The sequence below is a fragment of the Sphaerisporangium aureirubrum genome (assembly GCF_042658925.1).
Lineage (GTDB): Bacteria > Actinomycetota > Actinomycetes > Streptosporangiales > Streptosporangiaceae > Sphaerisporangium > Sphaerisporangium aureirubrum.
Window position 1 is genome coordinate 1 of the sequence record NZ_JBHSRF010000159.1, and the last position, 6,144, is coordinate 6,144.

Consider the following 6,144-nt stretch of genomic DNA (forward strand, 5'->3'; position numbering starts at 1 on the left):
CCCCAGCCAGCACCTCACCATGCCCCCCAAACCGTGCCCCGCCATGACTCCACGACCGTGCCCGACCATGACCCCCGAACACTGCCCCACCATGCTCCCCAAACCGTGCCCGACCATGACCCCCAAGCCACGACCGCCTCTGACTTCCGGGCAGCGACCAACCGTGGTTCCCGAGCAGTACCCGACTGAGGCCCCCGGGCAACGCCTGACTGTGGCCCTCCGGCAGTACCCGACCATGACCCCCGGGCAGTGCCCCACCATGACCCCCGGGCAACGTCTGACCATGACTCCTGGGCAGTGCCCTGCTGTGATTCTCGGGCAACGGCCGACCTAGGTTCCCGGGTGGCGGCCCGCCGATCCCGTATCGGCCGTCTGGCATCACCCGCCCGCTCGACCCGCTTAGGGCCCGCAGTCGATCCCAGCCAGCCTGCTCTCTCTTGGCATCAAGTGCCACGTGCACACCCGTCCCTGCCCTCGGCCCGGCACGGCCCTCCGGCATCGCAGGCGCCCCTGGCGCGGCTCGGCTGTCTGCCTCGTGCCTGCCGTCTGACGCGTCCCAGGCGCCCGGCGCCACGGACGCGCTCGGTGCCAGGGAAGCGCTCGGTGCCAGGGAAGCGCTCGGTGCCAGGGAAGCGCTCGGTGCGTCTCGGGCAGTTGGCGCGTTTCGTACGCCTCGCCGTCTTCTGCCTGCTGGTGTGGCTGGACCGTCTGCCCCTGCTCTCGCCCATCCTCGGCCGGTTGGGGCGCCTTGGTCGAATGATGCGATCTGCCCGTCTGAGGGTGGGCGGCCGATTCGCATTCTTGCCAGGCGTGCCGGGCCGCGTGGTGGTAGTGACCATGCCCAGGCGGCGAGGGCGGCCAGGGTGGCCGCGAGTACTGGACTCATTGGGGCTCCATAGGAGGGCTTGGGCCGGAACTGGTCATTGAGGGCTCGGGGTGGTGGTGGCGCGGAGGGTCAGGCGGTGGGTCCAGAGGAGGCCGGTGGCGGTGAGGGTTAGGCCGATGGCCAGGCAGGACAGGCCGGCGGGGGTACTTAGGAGGAATGTGTGGGGGTGGAGGCCCAAGGCGGTGCCCAGGAGGAGGCCAAGGACGGGGAGGGCGGCCAGTAGGCGGGCGGTCGCGCGGGGGCCGGCCAGCTGGGCGGCCACCTCGGAGCGGTGGGACTCGGCGTCGCGGAGGGCTGCTGTCACGCGTTCGATCAGGGCGGTCATGCCGCCGCCCACTACTGGGCCGACGCGCCAGCAGGCGGCTAGGCGGAGGAAGCCCTCACCGCCCTGTGCGGGGGCCGCTCGGGCCAGCGCCACGGCTATGTCTCCGCCGTCACGGGCCACGGCCGTGACGGGCTGGAGCACCCGGGGGTCGGGGCAGTCGAGGCCGGTCGCGGCGCGTACCAGTGCCTCTCCCGGGGTGCGGCCGGTGGAGAGTTCGGCCACGATGCCCTGGCAGAGGTCGATGGACGCCTTGCGCCACGCCTTGGCCTGGCCGCCTCCGCCGAACCTCTCAGCCGCCTTCTCCCATCGGGCGGTGAGCCACCTTCCCACGGTGCATCGGCACAGGAGGGACGAAGCGTATGTGCCGGGATCGCGCCACGGCCTGACAAGCCCGGCCGCCCCCGCCCCGGGCCGTGTGGACCCCGGCCCGGCCACTCCGACCAGTGTGAACCGCGACCCGGCCACCGGGGCAGGTGCCGACCCCGGGCCGGCCGCTCCGGCCCGTGTTAACCCCGGCCCGGCCACCCGGGCAGGTGCCGACCCCGGGCCGGCCGCCCCGGCCGGTGTGGACCGCGGGCCGGCCATCCGGGCAGGTGCCGACCTCGGGCCGGCCGCGCCGGCGGTGGTACGGGTGGATCGCGTCAGCGCGGACAGGCGGGTGGCTGATTGGTCGGATCCCGTCCACAGAAGTACCGCTGTCGCGATGAGTGCCATCGCCAGCCAGAGCATTCGCCCCCCTTTTTCGGTCCCTACAAAATTGGTGTGGTCACTACAACCTCATACGTCACTTCAGTCACTTACACGGGACTGGAAAGTGGCGAAAGCGGGGCCCGGGAGGGGCGGGTCGTGGGGCGGGAAGGTGAGGGCGGGGATCATCTCCACGAGGCCGGACGGGAGGCGTTCGACCAGGCAGATCTGGGCTAGACGGCGTTGGCCGCCGCCGGGGTCGCGGACCACGTGGATCACCGCGTCGAGGGCGGCGGCGATCTGGCTGTGCACCGCCATCCGGGGCAGTCCGGCGGCGCAGGCCAGTGCTTCCAGGCGGGCCGGCACGTCGACCGGGGCGTTGGCGTGCAGGGTGCCGCAGCCACCGTCGTGGCCGGTGTTCAAAGCGGCCAGGAGATCGACGACCTCGTGTGAACGCACCTCGCCGACGACCAGGCGGTCGGGACGCATGCGGAGTGCCTGCCGGACCAGGTCGCGGAGCGTCACACCGCCCGCGCCTTCCAGGTTGGCCGGTCTGGTCTCCAGCCGGACCACGTGGGGGTGGACGGGGCGTAGTTCTGCGGAGTCCTCCACGAGGACCAGACGTTCCCGTGGGTCGGACACGGACAGGAGGGCGGACAGGAGCGTCGTTTTCCCGGTGCCGGTGCCGCCGGTCACGAGGAAGGCCAGCCGGGCCGCGACCACGGCTCGCAGGGCGGCGGCGCCCGGGCCGGGTACCAGATCTTCCAGTGTGAAGGAGCGGCGTGGTGGGAGTCTCAGCGACAGGCAGGTGCCGTCCGGCGCGATGGGCGGCAGGATCGCGTGGAGGCGCACCCCGCCGGACAGGCGGGCGTCGACGTACGGGCAGGCGTCGTCGAGGCGGCGTCCGGCGGCCCCGGCCAGGCGCTGGGCCAGGCGGCGCACCTCGCCGTCGTCCGCGAACGTCACCGGGGTGCGCCGGAGCCCCAGGCCGTCGTCCACCCATACGTCTCCTGGTCCGTTCACCAGGACGTCGGTGACCTCTGGCTGGGCGAGGAGCGGTTCGAGGGGGCCCGCTCCGATCAGGTCGGCTCGGAGCGCCCGGGCGACGGCGAGCACCTCGGCGTCGCCGAGCACCGCGCGCTCGGCTCTGAGCGCCGCCGCCACCTGGGCCGCGGTGGGTTCGCCTTCCTCTCGTGCGAGGCGGACCCGTACGGCCTCCACGAGTTCGGGGGATACGGTCATCCGCCTCATCGGGGCTCCCCTATGAGGCGATCGGTCAGGAAGGTGTTGCAGAAGCGGGCCAGAGGGGTTTGGGGGCGGAGCGGCGGGGCTGTGCCGCGGTCCAGGTGCTGGGCCAGGTTGCGCTGGTCGGGGAGGAAGCCGGCGTGGGGGGTGTCGAGGGAACGGGTGACGATGTCTGGGGCCAGAGGGCCGGGGCGGGTCACGGTGTGGATGCATTGGGTGTGTTTGTGGAGTTCGGGGAGTATCTGGGCGGCGGAGAGGACTCCTCGGACGTCGGACGGGACGAGGATCAGGGTCACGGCGGCTCGGGAGAGGGCCTCCGCGGCGGCCGGGGTCAGGTGGCGGGGAAGGTCGACGACGATGAGGTCGCAGCCTCGGTGGGCGGCACCCAGGACGGCGCGCATCGCCTCGGCGGGGATCGCCGGGGGGTCGCCGCGGTGGCCGGAGAGGACGGTGAGGTCGCCGAAGGTGGGGAGGGCTCGCTGGAGGGCGGCGTAGCTGACCCTGCCCTCGCGTTCGGCGATGTCGGGCCAGCGGGCGCCGGCGGCCAGCTCTTTGCCCAGGACCACGTCTATGCCGCCGCCGAGGGGGTCCGCGTCGATCAGGAGGGTGCGGAGTTTCCGGCGTGAGGCGATCAGGGCCAGGCAGGTGGCCAGGACGGTGGCTCCTGAGCCGCCTCGGCCGCCTATCACGCACACCGTCTCGCCGGAGCGGGCGGCTGGCTCGGAGGCCTCCGCGAACTCTTCGACCAGTTGCCGTTCCGCCTCCGGGAGGGTGAGGACGGTGGTGGCGCCCACGGCGACGCATCTGCGCCAGACGGCTGGGTCGTCGGCTCCCCGGGTGACCAGGAGGACTCCCTGGCGGGGCGGGGGGACGGTGGCCGCTACCGCGTCCGCGACGTCCACGCCCACGACTACGAGGGGTGCTTGTGTCCAGAAGGGGCGGGCGTGGGCGGCGGCGTGGGCGACGTCGATCTCGACGCCTGCTGCGGCGGCGACCCTCAGCAGATCGTCTAGGAGGTCCTGGTCGTCGGTGATCACCAATGGGCGGGTGCTGTTCATGGGGCCGACCTTGCCTCGGGCGCGGGGGTCGCGGGTTGGCCGAGCGCGGTTCTGTGGATAACCCGTTTTCGGCGCGAGCCGGCCTTGGGGGTCGGTGGGACGATCGCCTCGTGTCGGTCGGCCGGCGTGCGACCTTGGTGGGTTCGCTGTGCCACGTCCGATGTCGCTATGCCGACCGGGGATCGTCGACGGAGCGGGGGGCGCTGTGCGGTGCGGAGCGGCGTGGCCGCGCCAGCCTTGATCGCGAACGTCCCGGGGGCCGAGTGCGGTTCTGTGGATAACTGGCCTCTGTGGGCACCCAGAGGAGCCGCATGACGCCCACCACGGTCCACAGGCTGCCTGGCCGCCGTATGGACGGCGCCGGATTCGCCGTACCCTTCCCACCGTCCCTGCGACGAAGCAGGGAACGACCGGGGATGCAGGGAGTGGATCCGACGCGGTGGGCGATGCGGCCGACTTCGTTGGATCACGAAGGCCCGCTTGATCCAAGACGTGCCCATCGGCTCGACGCCGACCACCGTCCGCCGAACAGCGCCGCATTCGCCGTACCTCGTCCCGCCGCCCCTGCGCCGATACGCGACCGAGAAGCGCGGGGGCGCCGGGGCGTGGGGGCGGGCCGTACGGCGCCGCCGGAATCGCCTAGTGCGTCCTACCGGCCGGCGCCGAAAAGCTGCCGGGGTATCGCGGGTGGGGGACAGAGTGGCGAGGGGCAGGCTCGAGGGGCTGGGTGAGGGGCAGGGCAGGGCGGTGGAGAGGGGTGACGCAAGCAGGCTCGCGGGTTCGGGGGTGTCCCCCGCATGAGAGCAGCCCCTTGCAGCTTCCGCGCGGAGCGCGCCCTCGGCAGGGACCATGTCCCGGAGGCACCCGTATGCCGGGTTGCCCACCGTATGACGGCGCCGGATTCGCCGTACATGGATCTCGTCGCGTCGGCGCCGGAAGATTGACCTGTGGGTGGCGTGGGGGCATGTCTCAGCCGAATGTGCGGTGGGAACGATGAGCCCGGCAGGGCCGGGGGTGCGGGGGTGTCCCCCGCATGAGAACAGCCCTTGCGGCTTCCGCGCGGAGCGCGCCCTCCGGCAAGGACCATGTCCCCGGGCGCCCGGATGGCCAGGTTGCCGCCGTACGGCGGCGCCGGATTCGCCGTACGTGGATCTGGCCGCGTCGGCGCCGGAGAAGTGACATCTGTGGGTGGCGTGGGGGCACGTCTGAGACGGGAGCGGGGGATGCGGTGGGAACAATGAACCCGGCAGGGCCGGGGGGTGCGGGGGTGTCCCCCGCTTGAAAGCAGCCCTTGCGGCTTCTGCGCGGAGCGCGCCCTCGGCAAGGACCATGTCCCGGGGGGAACCGTACGCCGGGTTGCCCACCGTATGACGGCGCCGGATTCGCCGTACCACGTCCCGCCGTCTCGGCGCCGATGCGAGGGAGCGGCCGCGTGGCGCGGAGGCCGGAGCGCGGAGGCCGGAGCAGGGGGCGAAGCGCCGGGGGGCGAAGCGCGCCGGGAGGAGAGGCCCCGAGGGAGAGCGGCCCGGGGGCGCTGGGGGGGGAGAGCGACCCAGGGGGTATGCGGGGAGTTCGCTTGGGGGCGGAAGGGGGAGAAAAAGGGCGACCCCCGCCGGGGGGGAGAGCGGGGGTCGCCTTGCGGTCCGGCTCCGGGGGGGTAGAGCCGGGCCCGTTTCCGAAGAAAGCTTTCGGGGGTGGCGAGTTTGGGTGAAATCATTACCCGGTCGCCTACGCCTCAGTCAGGTGGACACCAACGTATGGTGCCCGATGAACTCAACTTTCGTCGAGAAGCAATCTCTGATTTTCAGGGGTTTTTTTCTGCGGTAGCGGTGTGGCTACTGGAAGTGTGCGGAAAACGGACGTCACGCCCGTGCTCACCCAGGGTGATCGGGTGGTGTGGGGGACGGGGGTGGGGAGTGTCCGGACGATCGGGCTGGGGAGGG

At 72.2% G+C, this 6,144-nt stretch carries 3 protein-coding genes; all 3 read right to left on the reverse strand.

What is annotated here, in order from left to right; translation table 11 throughout:
* Window positions 1-920: 920 nt before the first annotated feature.
* Complete coding sequence (locus ACFP1K_RS40745) at window positions 921-1,541, reverse strand: type II secretion system F family protein (protein ID WP_380763900.1); 621 nt, start codon at window positions 1,539-1,541, stop codon at window positions 921-923.
* A 459-nt stretch (window positions 1,542-2,000) separates the two neighbouring features.
* Window positions 2,001-3,140: a TadA family conjugal transfer-associated ATPase gene (locus tag ACFP1K_RS40750; protein WP_380763902.1), complete on the reverse strand. Its 1,140-nt coding sequence runs from the start codon at window positions 3,138-3,140 to the stop codon at window positions 2,001-2,003.
* A gap of 5 nt (window positions 3,141-3,145) precedes the next feature.
* Window positions 3,146-4,201, reverse strand: coding sequence for a septum site-determining protein Ssd (ssd, locus tag ACFP1K_RS40755; RefSeq protein WP_380763904.1), 1,056 nt, complete (start codon window positions 4,199-4,201; stop codon window positions 3,146-3,148).
* Window positions 4,202-6,144: the final 1,943 nt, after the last annotated feature.